The organism is Parabacteroides sp. AF14-59, assembly GCF_003479515.1.
In the GTDB taxonomy this organism is placed as follows: Bacteria; Bacteroidota; Bacteroidia; order Bacteroidales; family Tannerellaceae; genus Parabacteroides; species Parabacteroides faecis.
Genome location: NZ_QUHH01000005.1, coordinates 121,873 through 145,680 on the forward strand (window position 1 = coordinate 121,873; position 23,808 = coordinate 145,680).

The 23,808-nt window shown below is 43.8% G+C and carries 19 protein-coding genes; 13 read left to right on the top strand and 6 right to left on the bottom strand.

Annotated features, from left to right (window positions below; all coding sequences use genetic code 11):
- Positions 1-149 precede the first annotated feature (149 nt).
- The 4 genes from glyA to DWW23_RS07715 form a co-directional block, all read right to left on the bottom strand.
- Complete coding sequence (gene glyA / locus DWW23_RS07700) at positions 150-1,430, bottom strand: serine hydroxymethyltransferase (protein WP_122352699.1); 1,281 nt, start codon at positions 1,428-1,430, stop codon at positions 150-152.
- Between the two features lie 184 nt (positions 1,431-1,614).
- Entirely contained in the window at positions 1,615-2,676 is a 1,062-nt protein-coding gene (locus DWW23_RS07705) for a Gfo/Idh/MocA family oxidoreductase (protein ID WP_122352860.1), read from the bottom strand.
- Between the two features lie 35 nt (positions 2,677-2,711).
- Entirely contained in the window at positions 2,712-3,908 is a 1,197-nt protein-coding gene (locus DWW23_RS07710; RefSeq protein WP_122352700.1) for a DUF4272 domain-containing protein, read from the bottom strand.
- A gap of 523 nt (positions 3,909-4,431) precedes the next feature.
- Positions 4,432-4,821, bottom strand: coding sequence for a hypothetical protein (locus DWW23_RS07715; RefSeq protein WP_147382600.1), 390 nt, complete (start codon positions 4,819-4,821; stop codon positions 4,432-4,434).
- 182 nt (positions 4,822-5,003) lie between these two features.
- On the opposite strand from DWW23_RS07715, the gene DWW23_RS07720 reads away from it, so the two are divergent.
- The 11 genes from DWW23_RS07720 (at position 5,004) to dapA (ending at position 17,335) form a co-directional block, all read left to right on the top strand.
- Complete coding sequence (locus DWW23_RS07720) at positions 5,004-6,059, top strand: DUF362 domain-containing protein (protein WP_122352702.1); 1,056 nt, start codon at positions 5,004-5,006, stop codon at positions 6,057-6,059.
- A gap of 107 nt (positions 6,060-6,166) precedes the next feature.
- Positions 6,167-6,991: a 3'(2'),5'-bisphosphate nucleotidase CysQ gene (gene cysQ, locus DWW23_RS07725; protein ID WP_122352703.1), complete on the top strand. Its 825-nt coding sequence runs from the start codon at positions 6,167-6,169 to the stop codon at positions 6,989-6,991.
- 106 nt (positions 6,992-7,097) lie between these two features.
- Complete coding sequence (locus tag DWW23_RS07730) at positions 7,098-8,651, top strand: SLC13 family permease (protein WP_122352704.1); 1,554 nt, start codon at positions 7,098-7,100, stop codon at positions 8,649-8,651.
- A gap of 24 nt (positions 8,652-8,675) precedes the next feature.
- Positions 8,676-9,284 carry an adenylyl-sulfate kinase gene (gene cysC / locus DWW23_RS07735; protein ID WP_122352705.1) on the top strand — a complete coding sequence of 203 codons (609 nt, stop codon included), beginning with the start codon at positions 8,676-8,678 and terminating at the stop codon, positions 9,282-9,284.
- A gap of 26 nt (positions 9,285-9,310) precedes the next feature.
- The gene (cysD, locus tag DWW23_RS07740; protein ID WP_122352706.1) at positions 9,311-10,219 is read left to right on the top strand and encodes a sulfate adenylyltransferase subunit CysD; all 909 of its coding nucleotides are present in this window, start codon (positions 9,311-9,313) and stop codon (positions 10,217-10,219) included.
- A gap of 90 nt (positions 10,220-10,309) precedes the next feature.
- Positions 10,310-11,773, top strand: a complete 1,464-nt coding sequence (gene cysN, locus DWW23_RS07745) for a sulfate adenylyltransferase subunit CysN (protein WP_122352707.1) — start codon at positions 10,310-10,312, stop codon at positions 11,771-11,773.
- A 3-nt stretch (positions 11,774-11,776) separates the two neighbouring features.
- On the top strand, positions 11,777-12,880 hold the full coding sequence (locus tag DWW23_RS07750; RefSeq protein ID WP_122352708.1) for a sulfotransferase: 1,104 nt from the start codon (positions 11,777-11,779) through the stop codon (positions 12,878-12,880).
- 27 nt (positions 12,881-12,907) lie between these two features.
- A complete protein-coding gene (locus DWW23_RS07755) occupies positions 12,908-13,867 on the top strand; it encodes a PCMD domain-containing protein (protein WP_122352709.1) in 960 nt (319 codons plus the stop codon).
- A 2-nt stretch (positions 13,868-13,869) separates the two neighbouring features.
- Positions 13,870-15,870 carry an NAD-dependent DNA ligase LigA gene (ligA, locus tag DWW23_RS07760; protein ID WP_122352710.1) on the top strand — a complete coding sequence of 667 codons (2,001 nt, stop codon included), beginning with the start codon at positions 13,870-13,872 and terminating at the stop codon, positions 15,868-15,870.
- Complete coding sequence (locus tag DWW23_RS07765; protein WP_122352711.1) at positions 15,867-16,388, top strand: hypothetical protein; 522 nt, start codon at positions 15,867-15,869, stop codon at positions 16,386-16,388. The genes ligA and DWW23_RS07765 overlap by 4 nt, the downstream gene beginning before the upstream one ends.
- Before the next feature lie 53 nt (positions 16,389-16,441).
- Positions 16,442-17,335: a 4-hydroxy-tetrahydrodipicolinate synthase gene (gene dapA, locus DWW23_RS07770; RefSeq protein WP_122352712.1), complete on the top strand. Its 894-nt coding sequence runs from the start codon at positions 16,442-16,444 to the stop codon at positions 17,333-17,335.
- A gap of 138 nt (positions 17,336-17,473) precedes the next feature.
- On the opposite strand, the gene DWW23_RS07775 is transcribed toward dapA, so the two are convergent.
- Positions 17,474-19,138: an AMP-binding protein gene (locus DWW23_RS07775; RefSeq protein ID WP_122352713.1), complete on the bottom strand. Its 1,665-nt coding sequence runs from the start codon at positions 19,136-19,138 to the stop codon at positions 17,474-17,476.
- A 326-nt stretch (positions 19,139-19,464) separates the two neighbouring features.
- Here DWW23_RS07775 and hypD point away from each other — a divergent pair, with 326 nt between their 5' ends.
- Together hypD and DWW23_RS07785 are read left to right on the top strand one after the other, a co-directional pair.
- Positions 19,465-21,903 (top strand): trans-4-hydroxy-L-proline dehydratase, encoded by a 2,439-nt coding sequence (hypD, locus tag DWW23_RS07780; RefSeq protein WP_122352714.1) that lies wholly within the window; start codon positions 19,465-19,467, stop codon positions 21,901-21,903.
- Between the two features lie 83 nt (positions 21,904-21,986).
- Entirely contained in the window at positions 21,987-22,895 is a 909-nt protein-coding gene (locus DWW23_RS07785) for a glycyl-radical enzyme activating protein (protein WP_122352715.1), read from the top strand.
- A gap of 13 nt (positions 22,896-22,908) precedes the next feature.
- On the opposite strand, the gene DWW23_RS07790 is transcribed toward DWW23_RS07785, so the two are convergent.
- A complete protein-coding gene (locus DWW23_RS07790) occupies positions 22,909-23,793 on the bottom strand; it encodes an AraC family transcriptional regulator (RefSeq protein WP_122352716.1) in 885 nt (294 codons plus the stop codon).
- Positions 23,794-23,808 lie beyond the last annotated feature (15 nt).

A 23,808-nucleotide genomic window follows, 5' to 3' on the forward strand; every position in this document is an offset into this window, starting at 1 on the left:
ATAATTGTGAATTTTGTTTTTCGTAGGGGCGGCCCTAGCGGTCGTCCCGGTATTTATCCCGGTTAAACAGATATTTTTGCCGCTTATACGGTTTATATATAATATAATGTATAGGAGCGCGAGTGAACGCAACTCCTATACATTGTGTTTTACCATGCGAAGATTGGATATTCTTTCATGATGCTGTTTACTTTTTCGCGAACAGCAGTGATTGTTTTATCACATTCCGGTGCAGAAAGAACTGTGTCGATCAATTCAACAATTTCAGCCATTAACGGCTCCTTGGCACCACGAGTCGTGATAGCCGGAGTACCTACGCGGATACCTGAAGTCTGGAAAGCAGAGCGGCTGTCGAACGGAACCATGTTCTTGTTTACAGTGATATCTGCAGCAACCAATGCTTTTTCGGCTACTTTACCAGTCAGTTCGGGGAACTTCTTGCGCAGGTCGATCAGCATGCTGTGGTTATCCGTACCATCAGAAATGATTTTATATCCTTTGTCGATAAAAGCCTTAGCCATAGCAGCAGCATTTGCTTTAACCTGAGCCTGATAAGTTTTGTATTCAGGTTCCAGTGCTTCACCGAAAGAAACGGCTTTAGCTGCAATTACGTGCTCCAGAGGACCTCCCTGGATACCCGGGAATACCGCAGAATCCAATAGTTGAGACATTTTCTTGATCTCGCCTTTGGGAGTTTTCTTTCCCCATGGGTTTTCGAAATCTTTACCCAGAAGAATGATACCGCCACGCGGACCACGTAATGTCTTATGTGTCGTTGAAGTTACGATGTGAGCATATTCCAGCGGATTGTTCAGCAAACCTGCAGCAATCAGACCGGCCGGGTGGGCCATGTCGATCATCAATAATGCGCCTACTTTATCAGCGATTTCGCGCATACGTTTGTAATCCCATTCACGTGAATAAGCAGAACCGCCACCGACGATCAGTTTCGGTTTTTCACGAAGTGCTACTTCTTCCATCTGGTCGTAATCGACACGACCGGTTTCTTCTTTTACATTATATTCTGTTGCTCTATATAAGATACCTGAACTATTTACTGGAGAACCATGTGAAAGGTGCCCGCCATGAGCCAGATTCAAACCGAGGAATGTGTCCCCGGGATTAAGAACTGCCAGGAATACAGCAGCATTTGCCTGTGCTCCTGAATGAGGTTGAACGTTTGCCCATTCAGCATTGAAGATTTGTTTCAACCGTTCGATAGCAATCGTCTCGCTTTGGTCTACTACCTCACAACCACCATAATAGCGCTTGCCGGGATAACCTTCGGCGTATTTGTTGGTCAGACAGCTACCCATGGCTTGCATCACCTGGTCGCTCACAAAGTTTTCAGAAGCAATCAGCTCGATTCCTTTTAACTGGCGCTGATGTTCTTTCTCAATGATGTCGAAAATGATCTTGTCTTGTTTCATTACATGTAAAATTGGTTATTGCAATGAGCTCTCTACTTGCTATTTTAGAGAGAATCGTCGCAAATTTACGATAAATATCTGTATATATAGCTAAATTGTTATCAAAAGATAATTATAATCTGGAAATAATGAGCAAATTATATTTATGGGATTGAGGATCGTATAAGAGTAAAGTGCGCTTTTGTTACGGGTTCAAATTTAAGACATTCCCTGATCGGCTGCTTTCCCAGGCAGCCTCGATCAGGCGTATTACATTTATCACTCCACGGGCATCACTTAGCAGTGTCTCTCCCTTACGGATATGCTGGTAAATGTTCTCGTAAAAGGCACCGTAATTACCCGGAATACTCGGATATCTCTCCTGTATATTTAGACCGTTCTTTTCTGTATGCAACAATCCCCAGATTTCGGGATCTTCTTCTCCCCAATGCGGCGTATCAGGCATTAGGCCGTTTGTCAGGTCGGCTTCCTGTCTGTCGAGGCCATATTTGACGAATGATCCGTCTGTCCCGTGCAGCGTGAACCGTGGCTCCCGTTCGCACATCAGGTAGCTGGCTTTTAAGGTAATTCTCACGTCCGGTGCTTTTGATGGCCTTAATAAATGAATAATGAAATAATCATCGACCAACCCGTTGTCACGTAAAACTGCAATATCGGCAAAGACGGCTTCCGGCATACCGAATAACTGTACCGCCTGATCTATCAGATGTGCTCCCAGATTATAAGTTATTCCGCCTCCGGCTTCGCCTGTTTCCTTCCAGGTCCCTTGTTTAATAAAATTACGGAAACGGGGAAAGGTCGATTCGAACTCAACCAATCTGCCCGTTAATTTTTTATCCAATATCTCCTTAACCGTTAGAAAATCACTGTCCCAGCGTCTGTTTTGGTAGACGCTTAATGTCAGACCTTTTTCTGTGGCAAGGGTTACCAACTCGTTCGCCTCTTCTACAGTTTGTGTAAATGGCTTTTCTACGATCACATGCTTGCCGGCTTCGAGTGCGCGACGGGCATAGTCGTAATGGGAGCTGTCGGGAGTGTTGACAACGATCAGTTCCAGGTCGTTCATGTCGAGCAACTCATCAAAACTACGGGCAATATGTGTTTCGGGATAACGCTCTTTTGCCAGGTTTTTGCTGCGTTCTGTGATAGCCGTTAAATCAAAGTGGGGGTTCGTGCTGATAAACGGCGCATGAAAAACTTGTCCTGACATTCCGTAGGCCGCTAATCCGGTTTTTATCTTATCCATAGTTGTTTCTTTATGCATTATTAGAATCTTGTTTCTTATGTATTCGGTTGAATATGATCCCAATCGGCTCCGTTATTAGCTCCGATGATCCAGTTGAAAGCATAATGACGTTCCATGACGACTCCTCCGTCGAGTGAGGCAGGCGCTTCTTTTCCATGAATACGTGCATCCACGCAAGCCCAATCATAACGTAATGTCATATCGGCGGCATCCAGTATTTCAGTTTCGGGACGTGCAAATCCTTTGGAAAGTAGATCTTTGATACCTTTGTGTTGCCAGAAAATGGCAGCAAGGACGGGGACGTCGATGATAGTGGAAGGATAAGACAGATCGTCTACCACACCAGCCGCCCAAAGCAGTACGCCGCAACATTCATATCGCCATCCGAACTGTATACATTCTTGTTCTTCCGGTTCCGGGTTATTGATATATGCTGCTTCATGGGGTGTAATATATGATTTTACTCCGTATAATTCATCCATTTTATTAAAATAGGAGAGTGCTGCTTCCCGGTCGGAGTCTTCCGATAACATCACTTCCGAATAAACCGCAACGGCGAATAATGCCGCCGCCCGTTTCACCATTTCTTCGCGGCTTCTGAGTTTAACTTCGCTTTCCAGCGCCTCGCTGTGTAAATGTTCCATATAAGGAATATTTCTTGCTTCAAGGAGTGCTATAGAACGTAAACGTCTTTCCACATCAGCCGGAGCCTCTTCCGGGCGGTTCGCATCCAACAGGTCTGCGTTGCCGATCGGGATAAACTCCGTCAGTTGGCTTTCACCCTGGATAGAGAACAGTAGTTTCCCCTCTTTCGTATATATCTGCATACTAGGATAGAGCAGGAAGCCGTTCACATCGTTGGCGACGGCGAAAAGGCAATTGATGATATAGTTCGTCCGGTCTTCGTTATCATCGACTTCGAATGTAATACCTGTTATACAGTTGAATACGCGGATTTGACGCAGCACATTTTCTTTCAGTTCGACCAATGGTGTCTGGGCGGAAGCGAAATAGTTGGCCATACCGGCTGTATGCGATGCGATAAAGTCCGGTTTATCCTGTTGATGGCTGATGTTGAAAGTGATGTTAGAGTCATCTGCAAGTGTCAGGATGATAGCCCCGTTTTCTGATGTAAGCTCTTTTGTCATCTCTTTGAACCGATCCCGGATAGAGGTTACGATACGGTCCGGGTTGCCGATTACTGTGTATAACGTGATGTTTGCTTTTTCCATTATTTTGTTGTTTATATCCGTTTGATAGCCGGATGATGATTCTCTTGTACAAAAATAATAAAATAAAGGTATTTTGTAGTGTTGCTGTTGTGTCTTTATTTAAGTTTATCGGGTGGTAGAGATGGATTAACTGTGTTGTGTATACCGGCCGCTGCTAACACTAATATTATGTTTTAGCTTTCGATCTGTGTGTATGCTTTGTATTTCAAATAAAGAAGACTGAAGGGAAATTGAATTCCTTATAAAGTTATACCGGTTATTTCATAGGGGGGAATTTATTGTTTCAATATAATGAAACAGTTGTTTCTCCTAAGTGAAACACTTGTTTCTACCCAATGAAACACTTTCAAGGTGTAGTTTAACGATTTTAGTTGACTACTTTCTGCCTATCAATAAAAAGGGTTGACTCGGTTTATAGTTAGTAATAAAAAGGGTTGTCCCTTTTGTTGTTTATTTTTGAAATAGGTTTACTCTCTAATTATTTGCCGGCAAAAATAATCAAGAGTATGTCTATTATCTTGCGTTAGGATTCCACATGTACTTTATTAACATCATATTTAAAAGGCATTTTTAACGCCGCTAGCACTAAGACTGTTCCGATGATAAGCATCGCAATACTTTCCGTTTTGTAAGACGGACTATTGAATATACCATACAAAGCCATAAAAATAGTAATCACGGAACTTAATCCCAGAGGTACGGATAGGATGATAGCCAGGCTTTTCTTTTTCCAGAAAAATTGTCCGATAAGGCAAATAAATAAAGGAAGTACCCAGCATACGAGCAAAATATCCCATATATCCATTGACTGCGAATTGATGACGCCTCTTGTACTTCCAATAAGCAATGATCCGGTTGAAACTATAAAAATAATTTCTTGCCAAAACTTAAATACCGATTTTAATGATTTCATTTCTTATATGTTTAAAGTTAATAATTACTTTCTTGATGTATTAAACGTTGGTTTATAGATGTTTATTGTGTTATTCGAAGATTTAAAGTAAAACAGTGATTTGGGTAAAAATATATGTAATATAGGTACAAGTTAAAAGTAGGAATACAGATACATTTGCATTAAAATAAAATGTATTACTTATGAGTGGAAAAAGAAAGATGTCGTCATTTACGCGGCGTGGATTTATTAAGGCTTCGGTAGCAGCCGGAGGCGTTTTGTTAACATCGAATCTGGTCCCGTTATCAGCCTGTTCGGCAAATGGCAGGTCAGGTGAAGAGGCGGGAGAAGAAGGACACACAAATAACCCGTCCGGAGAAGTAGCAACAGTTTATATGTTGCGTGAAATTTCTCCCAGGAGCCTGGTGCGTATTTATGAGGCACTCGGACGTTCGGTTACAGGAAAAGTAGCGGTGAAACTAAGCACAGGAGAGCCTGGTGGAAATAATTACCTGAAACCGGAGCTTATTGGCGACCTGGTACGGAAAGTAAACGGTACCATTGTCGAATGTAATACCGCTTACGGCGGCGGACGATCTGATACGGAAAGTCATTTGAAAGCGGCTGCGGACCATGGGTTTACCTCTATCGCGAAGGTGGATATCATGGATGAGGAAGGAGAGATTAGTTTGCCGGTAAAAGGTGGGACGCATCTGAAAGAAGACTTTGTCGGTTCACATTATGCAAACTACGATTTCACGGTTGTTCTTTCTCATTTCAAAGGGCATGCGATGGGAGGTTTCGGTGGTGCTATAAAGAATATATCTATCGGTATTGCTTCTTCTTCCGGTAAAGCCTGGATACATTCTGCCGGTACGACCCGGAATGCTTCGGAGATGTGGGGAAATCTTCCCGAACAGGATTTCTTTCTGGAATCGATGGCTGAAGCTGCCAAAGCTGTTGCCGACCATTGCGGTGATAAAATACTTTATATCAGTGTGATGAATAAGTTGTCGGTAGATTGCGATTGTGATTCCCACCCGGCTGATCCGCAAATGGCAGATGTTGGCATTCTGGCTTCTCTTGACCCGGTCGCATTGGATAAAGCCTGTGTGGATATGGTATATAACTCGCCGGACGAAGGACGCAAGCACTTGATCGAACGGATGGAGTCGCGACACGGCATCCATACCCTTGAGCATGCAGAGGCAATAGGTGTCGGTAGCCAGAAATACAATTTGGTCCTACTGGATGCCTGAGAATACGTGAATAGTTTGTAGCGTTTGAAATAAAATAGCTTTCATAGATGGTTTTGTTCGGAAAAAACATTATATTTGTATTATTACAAACTTAATAGATATGAGTGATGATGAACTATTCGAACAATCTTTACATTGCTGTCCGGGCAGCGATAGACGCCGGGAAAGCTATCATGGATATTTATACAGATCCTGCATCTGATTTTGAAATTGAACGCAAAGCCGATAATTCTCCCTTGACGAAAGCCGACAAAGCAGCTCATAAACTGATCATGAATGTTCTTTCCGTAACTCCATATCCGATATTGAGTGAAGAAGGAAAGGATATTCCTTATGCCGAACGTTCTTCGTGGGAAACATTCTGGCTGGTGGATCCGCTGGACGGAACCAAGGAATTTATCAAAAAGAACGGTGAGTTTACTGTGAATATCGCTTTGATCCAAAAGGGTGTACCTGTTCTGGGGGTTATTTATGTTCCGGTACGGAAAGAGTTGTATTTCTCGGCGGATTCCTTGGGCGCATATAAGCTGGTGGCGGATTGTGATCATCAGCCTTCTATGGATGAGATCATGCAAAATGCAAACCGTCTACCCGTTTCTATGGCACATCAGGGAATTGTCGTTGTTGCCTCCCGTTCACACCAGAGTCCGGAGACAACGGATTTTATTGAGAACCTGCGGAAGCAAGGCCAGCCTGTTACGCTTATCAGTAGTGGCAGTAGCTTGAAAATCTGCCTGGTAGCAGAAGGTAGTGCCGATATTTATCCACGTTTTGCGCCGACGATGGAGTGGGATACGGCTGCCGGTCACGCTATTGCAAGAGGAGCCGGATGCGATGTCTTTCATATTGATGGGCGAACTCCGTTGAAATACAACAAAGAGGATTTGCATAACCCCTGGTTCATTGTAAAACCCCTTTCTTCCATTTGCTGATTATTTTGGTCAATAAGTCTAAAATAGATCTTTAACGTACGAATAACGTTAATTTTCTTATTACATTTGCACCTTATCTGAGAAAATTAGACAGATTAGGTACATAATGAACTTCGAGATATTATTTGTATTGATGGCCCTGGCCGGAATGGTTGCGGCATTAGTATGGGACAGGATGCGACCGGGAATGATACTACTTTCCGTTGTGGTATTATTTCTGGTCGTCGGTATATTGACTCCCAAAGAAATGCTGGAGGGTTTCAGTAATAAGGGAATGATAACGGTTGCTATGCTCTTCCTGGTGAGTGAGGGGATACGCCAAAGCGGAGCCTTGGGGCAATTGATCAAAAAACTTCTTCCGGAAGGAAAAACGACGGTTTTGAAAGCACAGGTTCGCATGTTGCCTCCTATAGCATTTGTGTCTGCGTTTCTTAATAATACTCCTGTAGTTGTTATTTTTGCTCCTATTATTAAACGGTGGGCAGAATCTGTAAAACTTCCGGCAACTAAATTCCTTATCCCTCTTTCTTATGTAACCATATTGGGAGGTATTTGTACGCTGATCGGAACATCTACCAACCTGGTTGTTCATGGCATGGTGATAGATGCCGGTTATGAAGGTTTCACCATGTTTGAATTGGGAAAAGTCGGAGTTTTTATCGCTATAGCCGGTATGTTATATTTGTTTGCTTTTTCCAATAGATTATTACCAGATTCCCGTCAGGACAATTATACGGAAGAAGAAGAGGAAGGTAGTCCCGGCAATCTGCACCGGGTAGAAGCGGTGTTAGGTTCCCGTTTTCCCGGTATTAATAAAACATTGGGGGAGTTTAATTTCACCCGTCATTACGGTGCGATCGTGAAGGAGGTGAAAAGCGGGGGAGAACGTTTTACTCACGATCTCGATAAAGTTACTTTGCATGAGGGAGATACGTTGGTTCTTTGGGCTGACGATACGTTTATTCCGACCTGGGGAGAATCGAGTGTCTTCCTGATGTTGGCAAACGGTAGTGAGAATACGGAACCGGTGTCGAAAAAGAAGCGTTGGTTGGCTTTAGGTTTGCTGATCTTTATGATCGTCGGTGCAACGGTCGGTGAGTTGCCGGCTGTGAAAGAGGCTATTCCGAATATGAGGCTGGATATGTTTTTCTTCGTTTGTATCACGACGATCATTATGGCCTGGACAAAGATATTTCCACCAAAAAAATATACGAAATATATTTCATGGGATATCCTGATTACGATCGCCTGTGCTTTTGCGATCAGTAAAGCGATGGAGAATTCCGGCTTTGCGTCGTTGGTTGCCAGCTATATTATCAGCATGGCGGATAACTTCGGACCGTATGCCTTACTTGCCATTATTTTTATTATTACGAATATATTCACGGAACTGATTACAAACAATGCGGCGGCGGCTTTGAGTTTTCCGATCGCGTTGTCTGTCGCTACCCAGTTGGGAGTCAATCCGACACCTTTCTTTGTAGTGATTTGTATGGCTGCATCCGCCAGCTTCAGTTCTCCGATCGGTTATCAGACCAATCTGATCGTGCAGGGTATCGGTAGTTATAAGTTCACCGACTTTGTCCGTATCGGATTGCCGTTGAACCTGATCACATTCCTGATCTCTGTGTTTGTGATACCAATGATCTGGAAATTCTAGTAAAAGGGGGAAATAAAAAACAAAATGAGTAATACACAATCAAATAACATTTATCCGATCTTCGACCGGATGATGGGGCGGGAGGATAAAGAATCTCTATTAAGACAACGTAGTGTGATGGTTTGGTTTACCGGGCTTAGCGGTTCGGGGAAGAGTACGATTGCCATTGCGTTGGAGCGTGAGTTGCATCAGCGTGGTTTGTTATGCCGTATTCTGGACGGCGATAATATCCGTAGCGGGATCAATAACAATTTAGGATTCTCGCCGGAAGACCGTGTCGAGAATATCCGTCGTATAGCAGAGGTAAGTAAACTGTTTATCGATACCGGTGTTATAACCATAGCGGCTTTTATCAGTCCGAACAACGATTTGAGGGAGATGGCTTCGTCTATTATAGGAAAAGAAAATTTCCTGGAAATCTATGTGAACACACCGATCGAAGAATGTGAACGTCGCGATGTGAAAGGATTATATGCAAAAGCCCGTAGAGGGGAAATCAAAGATTTTACAGGTGTTTCGGCTCCGTTCGAAGCACCGGAACATCCGGCATTATCGTTGGACACATCTGTGTTGAGTCTGGAAGAGTCGGTAAATAAATTATTAGGGTTGATATTACCTAAAGTAAAAGTATAGAAATAATAATAATAACAAATATAACTATGTCAGATTACAAATTAAGCCATTTGCAGGAGCTGGAAGCAGAATCCATCCATATCATACGGGAGGTTGCTGCTGAATTTGAGAATCCTGTGATGCTTTATTCTATCGGTAAAGATTCGTCTGTGATGGTCCGGTTGGCAGAGAAAGCCTTTGCTCCGGGGAAAGTGCCGTTTCCTTTGATGCATATCGACTCCAAATGGAAGTTCAAGGAGATGGTACAGTTTCGCGATGAGTATGCGAAAAAGTTCGGTTGGAACCTGATCGTCGAGTCGAATATGGAGGCCTTTCACGCTGGTGTCGGGCCTTTTACGCATGGTAGTAAAGTGCATACCGACCTGATGAAAACGCAGGCTTTACTGCATGCCCTCGATAAATATAAATTTGATGCCGCTTTCGGTGGTGCCCGTCGTGACGAGGAAAAGAGCCGTGCGAAAGAGCGTATCTACTCCTTCCGTGACAAGTTCCATCAGTGGGACCCGAAGAATCAGCGTCCGGAATTATGGGATATCTATAACGCCCGTGTCCATAAAGGTGAAAGTATCCGTGTATTTCCGTTATCCAACTGGACAGAACTGGATATCTGGCAATATATCCGTCTGGAAAATATACCTATCGTTCCGTTGTATTATGCCAAAGAACGTCCTATCGTCGAGCTTGACGGTAACCTGATCATGGCTGATGACGACCGTCTGCCGGAACAGTATCGCGATCAGATTAAGATGCGTATGGTTCGTTTCCGTACACTTGGTTGCTGGCCGTTGACAGGGGCAGTGGAGAGTGAGGCCGATACGATTGAAAAGATCGTGGAAGAGATGATGACAACCACCAAGAGCGAACGTACGACCCGTGTGATCGACTTCGACCAGGATGCCAGCATGGAACAAAAGAAAAGAGAAGGATATTTTTAATTAGTTAACAGTTGACAATTAACAGATGACAGTTTTAAGAGCTGTTTTTATCTGTCAACTGTCAACTGTCAATTGTCAACTCATAAAACTATGGCAACATTAAATATAAAAGAATTCCTGGACAGGGACGAGCAGAAGGATTTGCTTCGTTTCCTTACGGCAGGTTCGGTGGACGACGGTAAATCGACTTTGATCGGACGTCTGTTGTTTGACAGTAAAAAAATATACGAGGATCAGTTGGATGCACTCGAACGCGACAGTAAGCGTATGGGAAATGCCGGCGATCATATCGACTATGCTCTATTGCTGGACGGCCTGAAAGCAGAGCGTGAGCAGGGGATTACGATCGATGTGGCTTACCGTTATTTCAGTACGAATAACCGTAAGTTCATCATTGCTGATACTCCGGGGCATGAACAATATACCCGCAACATGATAACCGGCGGTTCGACAGCCAACCTGGCTATTATTCTGGTCGATGCCCGTACCGGTGTGATCACACAGACACGTCGCCATACTTATCTGGTGTCTTTGCTGGGTATCAAGCATGTTGTATTGGCTGTGAATAAAATGGACCTGGTCGATTTTGACAAACAGATATTCGACCAGATCGTATCTGACTATAAAGAGTTCGTGGCTCCGCTGAATATCCCGGATATCACTTGTATTCCACTTTCCGCCCTGGACGGTGATAACGTAGTGGATAAGAGCGACCGTACTCCCTGGTATGACGGTCCTTCTTTACTGGATTTTCTGGAAACAGTGCCTATCGACCAGGATCGCAACTTCGAGGATTTCCGCTATCCGGTACAGTATGTATTGCGTCCGAACCTGGATTTCCGTGGGTTCTGTGGAAAAGTATCCAGCGGTATCATCCGTAAAGGAGATACGGTTATGGCTTTGCCTTCACGCAAAACATCGAAAGTAAAAAGTATCGTGACGTATGATGGCGAACTGGATTATGCTTTCCCGCCCCAATGCGTTACCATTACGCTGGAAGATGAAATAGACGTGTCGCGTGGCGAAATGCTGGTACATCCGGATAATTTGCCGATGGGAGACCGTAACTTCGAAGCCATGCTCGTATGGATGGATGAAGAAGCGATGGACATGTCCAAACAATTCTATATCAAACACACGACGAATCTGACACGTGCCCGTGTAGATAGTATCCGTTATAAGGTGAATGTCAATACAATGGAACAGTTGTCCGTTGATAATGGACAGTTGACTATTGAGAGTTTGCCTATGAAACTGAACGAGATCGCCCGTGTCGTTTTCACTACCGGTAAAGAGTTGTTCTTCGATCCTTATCAGAAGAATAAGCAGACAGGAGCATTTATCCTGATCGATCCGATAACCAATAACACGTCGGCTGTCGGAATGATCATCGACCGGGTGGATGCCAAAGACATGGTTACGGAAGATGCTTTGGCTGTATTGGATCTGCCGGAATTGGGTATAGGTGAAGAGCATTACGATGCCATTCGTACGATATGTGAAGAATTAGGACGCCAGGGCGTTCCTGTTAAATGTATAACTGAAAAGAAATAACTTATGGGGTTGCTGGAATTTGATAAATTGCCAATCAATACGCTGGTTGGTGCGGACTGGAAGACATTCAAGGCTGTGACAGCCGATAAAACGATCGATAAAGGTTTTCGCAACAAGTATTATCTGACAAAATCGGTATGCCGTCTGCTTAGTTTACTGCAACCTTTCGAAGATGCCCGTTATCACAAGATCGCGGACAAACCGCTGGAAATGGACCCGGTATTTATTCTGGGCCATTGGCGAAGTGGTACGACATTTGTACACAATGTGTTTTCGTGTGACAAGCATTTCGGCTACAATACGACTTATCAGACGGTATTTCCGAATCTGATGCTTTGGGGACAGCCTTTCTTTAAGAAGAATATGTCATTCCTGATGCCCGACAAACGTCCTACCGACAATATGGAGTTGAAGGTCGACCTTCCGCAGGAAGAAGAGTTTGCACTGGCAAATATGATGCCGTACACTTATTATAATTTCTGGTTTTTCCCGAAGCATATGCTGGAGTATTGCGACCGGTATCTTTTGTTTGACAATGTTACAGCGCATGAACTGGAAATCTTTAAGGAAACATTCCTGAAGCTTGTCAAGATATCGCTCTGGAATACGCACGGTTCTCAGTTTCTGAGTAAGAACCCGCCACATACCGGACGCGTAAAGACATTGCTGGAGATGTTTCCAAATGCTAAATTTATTTATTTGAAGCGTAATCCTTATACCGTATTTGAAAGTACACGCAGTTTCTTTACAAATACAATACAGCCGCTTCGTTTGCAGGATATCACTAATGAACAGATTGAAAGCAATCTTATTGAAGTATACCGCCGCTTGTTCTACAAATTTGAAGAACAGAAAGGGCTGATCCCTGAAGGAAATCTGGTGGAAGTTAAGTTCGAGGATTTCGAACAGGATGCTTATGCCATGACCGAAGATATTTACCGTAAATTAAACCTGCCGGGCTTTGAAGCGTCAAAAGACGAGATCGGAAAATATCTGGGTAAGAAGAAGGGATATAAAAAGAACCAGTACAAATACGATGACCGTACGGTGAAGATCGTGGAAGAGAACTGGGGAATGGCTCTGAAAGAGTGGGGATATTCTTTATAATATTCTTTCAACTTTTAAGCAAAGCTTATGAATTCTATAAAGAATATATTATTATTTTTGTTTGCGGGCAGTCAGCTATCCACGATGACCGGACAGGAAAAGGTTGTTCCTTTTGCGTTTGGAGATATGGATCAATGGGTTGTCCGTGAGATTCAGGAATCGGGAATCATCGGTGGAAACAAAAAGTATCTTTATGAACTGGGACCGACCGATACGATTGTCGGTAATATCGCTTATCATAACCGGGGAGGTTCACCGTGGGCGAACTCCAATGTGATGGCGAAAGTGGCCGGGGTTGTAAAGACGAATACTTCTGTTTTCCCTGAAAGAAGAGATGATGGCTGGTGTGCCCGATTGGAGACCCGTATGGAAAGTGTGAAGGTGCTCGGTCTGGTCGATATCGAGGTGGTTGCAGCCGGTTCTGTTTTTCTGGGTGCAGTGCATGAACCGATCAAAGGAACGAAGAATCCACAGAGTATGCTGGGAAGTGGTGTTCCTTTTACAAAAAAACCGAAAGCAATCCGTTTTGATTATAAGATCAAGGCGGCACCTGAAAAAGATCGTATCCGTAGTACGGGATTCAGCCGTAAGTCGAAAGTGGCGGGGCAGGATTCTATCGCTGCCATCTTGTTTTTGCAGAAACGTTGGGAGGATAAGGAAGGAAATGTATATGCCAAACGTGTCGGAACCATGGTGCAGCGTTATGTATCGTCGACAGACGGTTGGGTGAACGATGCTACTTATCCGATCATGTATGGAGATATTTCTTCCCATTCCGATTACAAACCATACATGCGCATACAGGTTGAAGAACGTTATACGATGAACAGCCAGGGAAAGAGTGTCCCTATCCAGGAGATCGGCTGGGCGGAAGAAAATGAAGAACCGACGCATATGGTTCTGCAGTTCACTTCCAGTCATGGAGGGGCCTATATCGGTTCTCCCGGAAATACGTTCTGGATTGATAATGTAAAACTGGTATATTAAATATGGAAGTAGAGGCAAAGATTAAAGCACTTCGTGATGAGCTGGAGCAACATAATTACAATTATTATGTGCTTTCCGCACCGACTATATCAGACCGTGAGTTTGATGAGAAGATGAAAGAGTTACAGGCATTGGAGGAAGCTAATCCTGAATTTGCCGATCCGCATTCACCTACGCAACGGGTAGGAAGCGACCTGTCGAAAGAGTTTGAACAGGTTGTTCATCAGTATCCGATGCTTTCTTTGGGGAATACCTATTCCGAAGAAGAGATTCGTGATTTCTATGAGCGGACGGAACGTGCTTTGAACGAGCCTTTTGAGATTGTTGCCGAACTGAAATATGACGGAACTTCCATCTCGTTGATCTATGAGAACGGACGCCTGGTGCGTGCCGTTACCCGTGGTGACGGAACCCGTGGAGATGATGTGACGGCGAACGTAAAGACAATCCGTTCTGTCCCTTTAAAATTGCGCGGAGAGAATTACCCTGCTAATTTTGAGATTCGTGGAGAGATATTACTTCCGTGGGCGGAATTCGACCGTCTGAACAAAGAACGCGAAGAACAGGAAGAACCGCTTTTTGCCAATCCCCGTAATGCCGCGTCAGGAACATTGAAACAGCAGAATCCGGCTATTGTGGCTTCACGTAAGCTGGATGCTTATTTCTATTATTTGCTGGGGGAAAACCTTCTCGCCGAAGGTCATTATGAAAACTTACAGATGGCCCGTACCTGGGGATTCAAAATACCTGATGTTATCCGTAAGTGCAATAGCTTGCAGGATATTTTCGACTACATTGCTTATTGGGATGTGGAACGGAAAAACCTGCCGGTAGCAACAGACGGCATCGTTCTGAAAGTAAATTCGCTTCGCCAGCAGAAGAATCTGGGATTCACAGCTAAAAGTCCTCGTTGGGCGATCGCTTATAAATTTCAGGCAGAACGGGCGGTAACCCGTCTGAACTCTGTCTCTTTCCAGGTAGGACGAACGGGAGCGGTTACTCCGGTAGCCAACCTGGAGCCTGTATTGCTTGCCGGAACGACCGTGAAACGCGCCTCTTTGCATAATGCGGATATCATAGAAGGTCTGGATTTGCATCTGGGAGATAATGTATATGTGGAGAAAGGAGGAGAGATCATCCCCAAGATCGTGGGTGTCGATGTCGATTCCCGTTCGATGTTGTTGGGGGCGAAGGTCACTTTCATCAAGACTTGTCCGGAATGCGGTACACCTTTGTACCGTCCCGAAGGAGAGGCAGCTCACTACTGTCCGAATGAATCCGGTTGTCCTCCCCAGATAAAAGGTCGTATCGAACATTTCGTTACCCGCCGGGCAATGAATATAAACATGGGACCCGAGACAGTGGAGGATCTGTATGATGCAGGCTTGGTCAAAAACGTGGCAGACTTGTATACATTGCAGATGACAGATTTGTTGCGTTTGGAACGTTGGGCGGAGAAAAGTGCCCGTAATCTGATGACCAGCCTGGAGGAATCCAAGCAGGTTCCGTTTGAACGGGTATTGTTCGGATTAGGTATTCGTTATGTAGGTGAGACGGTAGCGAAACGTTTGGCTTCTGCATTTCATTCGATGCAGCAATTACAGGAAGCATCGTTGGAGACCTTGACGGAAGTGGATGAGATCGGCGAACGTATCGCACGCAGTGTAGTGGATTATTTTGCCGACGAGGATAATCGCATATTGGTTGCCCGTCTGCAGGTTTCCGGATTACAGATGGCGGTGGCGGAAGAAGTACTGGCAAATCGTTCTGACAAGTTGAAAGGTTTGACGATCGTGATCAGCGGAACTTTCTCACAACATTCGCGTGATGAATATAAAGCGATGATTGAACAGCATGGCGGCAAGAACAGCGGTTCTGTTTCCGGCAAAACGGATTATATCCTTGCCGGAGAAAATATGGGTCCGGCAAAACTGGAAAAAGCAGCCAAGCTGGGAGTAAAGATTATCAATGAGAATGAATTCTTAAATATGTTGGCAGAATGAGACTGACGAACCATTTCATCCGTAAAAAAGTAAAAGGACTGGCAGAGCAGGCCGGAAAGCGTCAGAGTCATTTCTGCACTTTGAAGGATGCACGCCATATCCTGGTATTGTTCAATGTCGAGGATAAGGATATTGTCGAGCCTTGCCTGGAAACATTACGCTCGCAGCAGAAGAATACGAAAGCTTGTGTCTATGTTTCCGGAGATACGGTTCCTGAAATGGATCCGTCCTATATGGTCATCCATGCAAAAACAGATCTGGATATGTGGTATATGCCTGTGGATGAAATAGAGAAGAAGTTCTGTTCATGTGATGCGGATATACTTATCGACCTTACACGAGGGGATAATTATGCCATGCAGTATTTGTTGCTGAAGCATCCCGGGACTTTCAAAGTCGGGGCAAGGAGCAGTGAACTTGATTTATACGATCTTACTATTTCAGTGACAGAAAACGCTGATATAAAGCATATATTCGGACATATATTATTTTATTTGCAAACAATCCGCTCCAAATGATATAATTTCGTTATTTTTGCAGTGCTAAATAACAAAAAAGGAATATTTTCCCCATGGCAGACATAAATTTGAAAGGAATGGGTGTGGCTTTGATCACTCCCTTTAAAGAAGACGAAAGTGTGGATTATGATGCGTTAGGCAAACTGGTTGATTACCAGGTGCAGAACGGAACCGATTATCTGGTAGTGTTAGGAACTACTGCGGAAACTCCAACCCTCACTGAAGAAGAAAAAAAGAAAATTATCAGCCTTGTCGTAACGAAAGTAAATGGCCGTATACCTATTGTTTTAGGTCTCGGCGGTAACTGTACCCGTACGATTGTTGAGAAATTAAAGAATGATAACTTTGATGGTATCGACGCGATCCTGTCTGTCGTGCCTTATTATAATAAACCTTCACAGGAAGGGATTTATCAGCATTACAAGGCTATTGCCGAAGCAACAAAACTTCCGATCGTGTTATATAATGTACCGGGAAGAACAGGTGTGAATATGACTGCTGCCACGACGCTTCGCATTGCGCGTGAGTTCAAGAATGTGATTGCTGTGAAAGAGGCTTCCGGAAATATTACGCAGATGGATGATATTATCAAAAATAAACCAGCTAATTTCAATGTTATTTCGGGTGACGATGGTATCACATTCCCGTTGATCACGTTAGGAGCTATCGGCGTTATTTCCGTTATCGGTAATGCTTTCCCGCGTGAATTCAGCCGCATGGTGCGTTTGGCGTTGGCCGGAGATTATGATCATGCCCGGACTATACACCATCGCTTCACCGAGTTATTCGAACTGCTGTTTGTAGATGGTAATCCTGCCGGAGCTAAAAGTATGCTGAATGCAATGGGCTTTATTGAAAACAAATTGCGTTTGCCGCTGGTTCCGACACGTATTACGACCTTTGAAAAGATTCGGGACGTATTACGCGAATTAAGCATTAAATGCTGATAAGTCGAATTGCTGATTATTTTCAGAAAATAGTCTTAAGATTGAAAAAAAGTAATCTGTTGATAAATAAAGGAAAAGCGGTGGCTCCGGTAAATAAATCCGGTGTCACCGCTTTTTCATTGATCACCTTTGGAATAATTAATTTTCTTCCGCAGGCTGATACAGATATCGTTTTATACTGCGTTTCGGTGTCTTTTCAAATTCTTCCTGATATAACTTGAAACAGGAGACTTTGCTGTACGAAGGCATTTCTGCATTCAGTTGGTCTACATTCTGCTGCATCAGTTTTTCTATTTCAGAATGCTGGATACCTGCCTTATCGACCTGTTCCCAGTCCGGATAGATCAAAGCAACCAGTTTACCCCCCTGAGAGATGATCAGTGATTCAGCTACATATAACATATTATTCAACCGGTCTTCAATCTCTTCCGGATAAATGTTCTGTCCGCTCGGACCCAGTATCATTGTTTTACTGCGTCCGCGAATGTACAGAAAGCCATCGGAGTCGATCGTTCCGAGGTCGCCGGTCCGCATCCATCCGTCGGGCATCATAACGGCTTTGGTTGCTTCCGGATTCTTATAATATCCCAACATCACATTCATGCCACGAACCAAGATTTCACCAACTTCATTAGTAGGATTAGCAGAGTCGATACGTGCTTCCATCCGGTCGACAATCCGGCCGACGGAGCCTTTCTTGAAAGTATCCCATTGCTCGTAAGCAACCAACGGTCCGCATTCCGTCATACCATAACCTACCGTATAGCGGAACTTAATCGAACGCAGGAACTCTTCCACCTCTTTATTCAAAGCTGCACCGCCAATAACCACTTCGCCGAATTTACCGCCGAACGAATCGTTCAGTTTCTTTGCAATCGTGTCGAGAACTTTCTGATCGAGATAAGGGACTTTAAGCAATAGCTTGATAAGAGGCTTTTCCAGTTCAGGGAATATCTTATTCTTAACGATTTTCTCAATAATAAGAGGTACGGCAAGTATCAATGTCGGCTTCACGCGGGCAAAAGCTTCGGCAATGATTTTCGGACTGGGCGTACGTGTCAGGAAATGTACATGACAACCTTTATTTACACAATTCAGTATCTCGAAAGCCAGTCCGTACATATGCGCCATCGGTAGCATGCAGACAACGCTATCTCCCGGATGAATGAACGGCAGGTTATCGTAAGCAAATTGTGTATTGCTCCATAAACTACGATAAGGGATCATAACACCTTTGGAGAAACTTGTTGTTCCCGATGTATAATTCAGAACAGCCAGTTCTTCCGGTTGTTCAGCATGATATTTTACATCAGAGGAGGTGAATGAGCGGGGATATTTCTTTCCGAAATATTCATTGATCCTGTCACGGACCATCCGTACATCCTTGTTCTTACTTTTGATGATGGAAAAATTATCCAGCATCATGAACAGTTTGACGTCGGGCATCATCTGTTCGTTCATGTTCTCCCAGTTGTTGGCACCGGCCAAAACAGCTTTGGCGCCCGAATGGTTGACGATATGATGGATGTTGTCCGGCTTGAACTCGTGCAGGATGGGAACAGCTACGGCTCCATACGCCAGGATTCCGAAAAAACAGATGGCCCAGTTGGACGAGTTACGCCCGACCAAAGCGACTTTGTCTCCTTTCTTGATCCCTGCATGTTCGAGTATTATATGAAATTTTTCTATACGACGGGCCACATCTTTATAATGGTATGTATGTCCATTATAATCAGAGAAAGCGGGGAGGTCCCAATGTTCCTTGATGCTGTTCTCGATAAGTCCTAAGAAACGATTTTCCATGAAGATATGTTTATTGAATAACCATGAAAACAAATTGATTGTTGCAAATATACTAAAAATACGGATGCAATAATTTTGTTTATTCCTTAAAAGTATTTATGTTTGCGATGTCAGTGTAACACTATGTAAATAATATGGTTATAAAAGGTTACAGAAAACTTTTCAATTGTTTGATGTTCTATCTTTAAACAATTTACTCTCTCCCGGGTATTGCCGCCTGTGGTGCGGTAAATTCTTTTGTTATTCTTAATTATTTCTTTAAAAATACTGTGTGTCTCTGTACGTAATAATGTATAGTGTATGCACGAATAAATAAACCATTCAAAATGAGTACGACAACAGCTCAGCGTGTACCTAAGAGTGCCTCTAATTTTGCTCCTGCAGTGGAAGCAAATGCTTATGGTATGAACGACCGTATCAAACGGTTACGCCGGCTTTCTTTTGAAGCCGAACCATCTTTATCCATCGAACGGGCACTGATCGAGACCCGTTTCTATAAAGAAAACTATGGCAAATATCCTATTCCGATACTGCGGGCGTTGAACTTTCTGGAAATATGCAGGCATAAGACTATTTATATCGGTAAGGACGAACTGATCGTGGGTGAACGTGGTCCGGCACCGAAAGCTGTTCCTACTTTTCCGGAGCTGACCTGCCATAGCGTAGAGGATCTGCATGTGTTGAATACCCTTGATTTGCAACGTTATACGATCAGCCAGGAAGATATCGATACATATGAACGTGAAGTCATTCCCTATTGGAAAGGCCGTACACAACGGGAACGTATTTTCAGCCATGTTCCGAAAGAATGGAAAGAAGCCTATGAGGTCGGCATGTTCACTGAGTTTATGGAACAGCGTGCTCCGGGACATACGGCACTCGACGGTAAAGTATATCAATATGGTTTGCTTGACCTGAAGGAACGGATAGCCGGAGAATTGGCTGATCTGGATTTCATGAACGACCCGGAAGCGACAGATAAACAGGAAGAACTGACAGCGATGTCTATTTCCTGTGATGCCGCTATCTTATTTGCCGAACGTCATGCCGACCTGGCTGATGAGATGGCAATGACGGAGAAAGATCCGGTACGGGCGGCTGAATTGCGTAAGATTGCAGATGTCTGTCGTTGGGTTCCGGCACATGCTCCGCGTACTTATTGGGAAGCTATACAGATGTATTGGTTTGTCCATCTCGGAACCATAACCGAACTAAACGGGTGGGATGCCATGAATCCGGGGCATTTCGATCAGCATCTGACACCTTTCTATGAGAAGGAAATAACAGCCGGGACACTTACCCGTGCCGAAGCCAAAGAGTTGATGTCGTGTTTCTTTATCAAGGTAAACAACCATACGGCTCCCCCGAAAGTCGGTATAACCGCAAAGGAAAGCGGAACATACAACGATTTCACCAACCTGAATATCGGGGGCGTGAAAGCCGATGGTAGCGACGGAGTAAACGAAGTATCCTATATCATGCTGGAAACGATCGAAGAACTGCATATCCTGCAACCGGGTAGTGCTATTCATATCAGCTCCCGTACGCCGGAACGTTTTCTGCGTGCCGGATGTAAAGTGATCCGTCAGGGGCATGGTTATCCTTCCGTATTTAATCCGGATGTGTATATCCAGGAATTGATGCGGCAGGGAAAGTCGTTGCAGGATGCCCGGGAAGGAGGTTGCAGTGGTTGTATTGAAGTGGGTGCTTTCGGTAAAGAGGCCTATGTATTGACTGGATATCTGAATGTGCCGAAAATACTGGAAGTAACACTTCATAATGGCGTTGATCCGGTTTCGGGTCGTAAAGTAGGACTGGAAACCGGTGATCCGCGTAATTTCGCAGATTATGATGATCTGTATGCTGCCTTTATGAAACAGCTTCGGTACTTTGTGGATATGAAGATGCGTGTCAGCAATTATATCGACCGTATGTTTGCCAAATATGCTCCGGCAACCTTCCTCTCTCTGTTTATTGACGATTGTATTGCCAAGGGACGTGATTACTATAATTGTGGCCCGCGTTACAATACTACTTATATACAATGTACTGGTCTGGGAACGATTACCGACAGTCTTTCTTCCTTAAAGAAACATGTGTTCGAAGATAAACGTTTCTCTATGGACGAGATGCTGAAAGCGATAGCTAACAATTTTGCCGGTGCGGAAGTGATGCGTCAAACGATTTTGAATCGTACGCCTTTCTTTGGTAACGATGATGATTATGCCGACTCTATTGCTATTAAAGTTTTTAATGACCTGTATGATACTATTGAAGGAAAGCCGAATACGAAGGGGGAATGTTTCCATTTGAATATGCTGTCGACCACTTGTCATGTTTATTTCGGAAAAGTAATGGGAGCGACTCCTAACGGACGTTTGGCGGAGAAAGCGATCTCCGACGGAACATCTCCCTCTCATGGTGCCGATACGCACGGACCGTCTGCCGTTGTCAAATCATTAGGTAAACTGGACCAGGTAAAGAGTGGCGGAACTCTCCTGAATCAGCGTTTCCTCCCGAGCCTCTTGAAACGGGAGGAGGATATTTCCAAACTGGCATCCTTGATTCGTAGTTATTTTGCTTTGGGAGGACATCATATCCAGTTCAATATCGTGGATACGGAAACGTTATATGCCGCTCAGAAATGTCCGGAAGATTATCGAGACTTGTTGGTGCGTGTGGCCGGTTATAGCGATTATTTTAATGATATGAATGCAGACCTGCAGGCAGATGTAATTGCCCGTACGGAGCAGGATAACTTTTAATTAGTTGATAGTTGACAAGTGACAGTTGACAGGTAAAACACCTTAAAGCTGTCAATTGTCAACTGTCAATTGTCAACTGAAAAATGGGATTGATATTCGACATAAAGCGTTATGCAATAAATGACGGGCCGGGCATCCGAACAACTATTTTTATGAAAGGATGCCCGCTTTCCTGTGTGTGGTGCCATAACCCGGAGGGATTATCCTGCCGGAAACAGAAACTGTATACAAAGAAGAAATGTATAGGATGCCAAACTTGCGTGAAAGCTTGTCCGCAAAAGGCATTAACATGGACTTCTGAAGGAATCGTGACCGATCGGTCTCTTTGTGACCTGTGCGGTACTTGTGCGGAAGTCTGTCCGGCGATGGCAATGGAGATATCCGGAACAGAATATTCCATCGATTACCTGATGAAAGAGATCGGGAAGGAAACGGTTTTCATGGACCGGTCGGAGGGAGGTGTTACTTTCTGTGGTGGGGAACCGTTATTACATCCGGAGATGCTGCTGGAATTGCTCAGGCGTTGCGGAGAGTTGGGTATTCACCGTGCCGTCGATACGACATTGTTTGCCCGACCGGAAATAGTCAGGGAGGTAATGGAGCATTCCGAACTATTTCTGGTAGATCTCAAACAAATGGATACGGTTAAACATAAGCTTTATTGTGGTGTCCCTAATGAGTTGATTCTTTCTAACTTACGCCTGATGGCAGAAGCCGGTTATAAGTTCCATATCCGTATCCCACTGATCGAAGGTATCAATGCCGATGAAGAGAATATGGTACAAGCGGCCGCTTTTCTCTCTTCCTTACCCTGGGAACACCGTACAGTAAATTTATTGTTATACCATGATATCGGAAAAAATAAACATGATAAATTAGGTACGACATATAATCCGAACCGGTATCCGATGGCGACACCTTCAGAAGAAACTGTACAGCGATGTACGGATATATTTAATCGTTATGGAATAGATGTTATAGTAGGCGGATAGCCAGTAAACGTATTTATTTGCCGGGATCTTTCTGATAATATGAATAAGTATATGTTTTTCCTCTGTATTCCTGAGGAGTCATTCCTACATGTTGCCGGAAGAACCGGTTAAAGAAAGACAGATTGTTGAAACCAAGTCCCATGGCTATTTTCTTGATTTCCTGGTTTGTCCCTTTCAGTTGGGCTTTGGCATCCATGATAATTATTTGAGTAATGACTTCAAGAGGTGTTTGTCCGATCGCCTTTTTGATCGATGTGGAGAAATAAGGAGGTGTCAGTCCAAGTTGGTCTGCATAGAATGTGACGTTATGCTCCGTCGTATAATGTTTTAGGACCAGATTCATGAAATCCTGGTATATTTCGGTGTACCGGGTCAATTCTCTTTTTTCCAGGAGTTGATTACTATTATATAATTCAACAATACCCTGGCTGCACATTGTAAAAATGGCTTTTATCATCTCTTTGTTGTTCAGAATATTGGGGTATATGGCGTACTGGAACAAGAGATCGTAGAAAGTAGCAAAAAGACAAGACATTTCCTGAGAAATAGGAATAACCGGATTCTTATAGATCACCGATAAGCAGCTCATTGTACTTCTCACAAAGTTAACGTATCCCATAAAATCAGAGGAAAAAGCCACAAAATAGATTAATATCTCTTCTGACATTTCGTGGATCTGTAAATAAGAATTGGGAATCAATGTCGTAACATGATGGCGTGTCGATGTATATTCGGATTGGTTTATAGTAGTACGTATATATCCTTCCATGCAGAGAATAAAGACCCCTGCTTTGATTTTGTAAGGCGCATTCATATATGGTTTGAGTTCATCGGAGGATACATATTTGCCGACTATGAAATCGGTTGGCGAATCGATGCTGATAATTTGTTTATCCATTTTTGTCGATTAGTT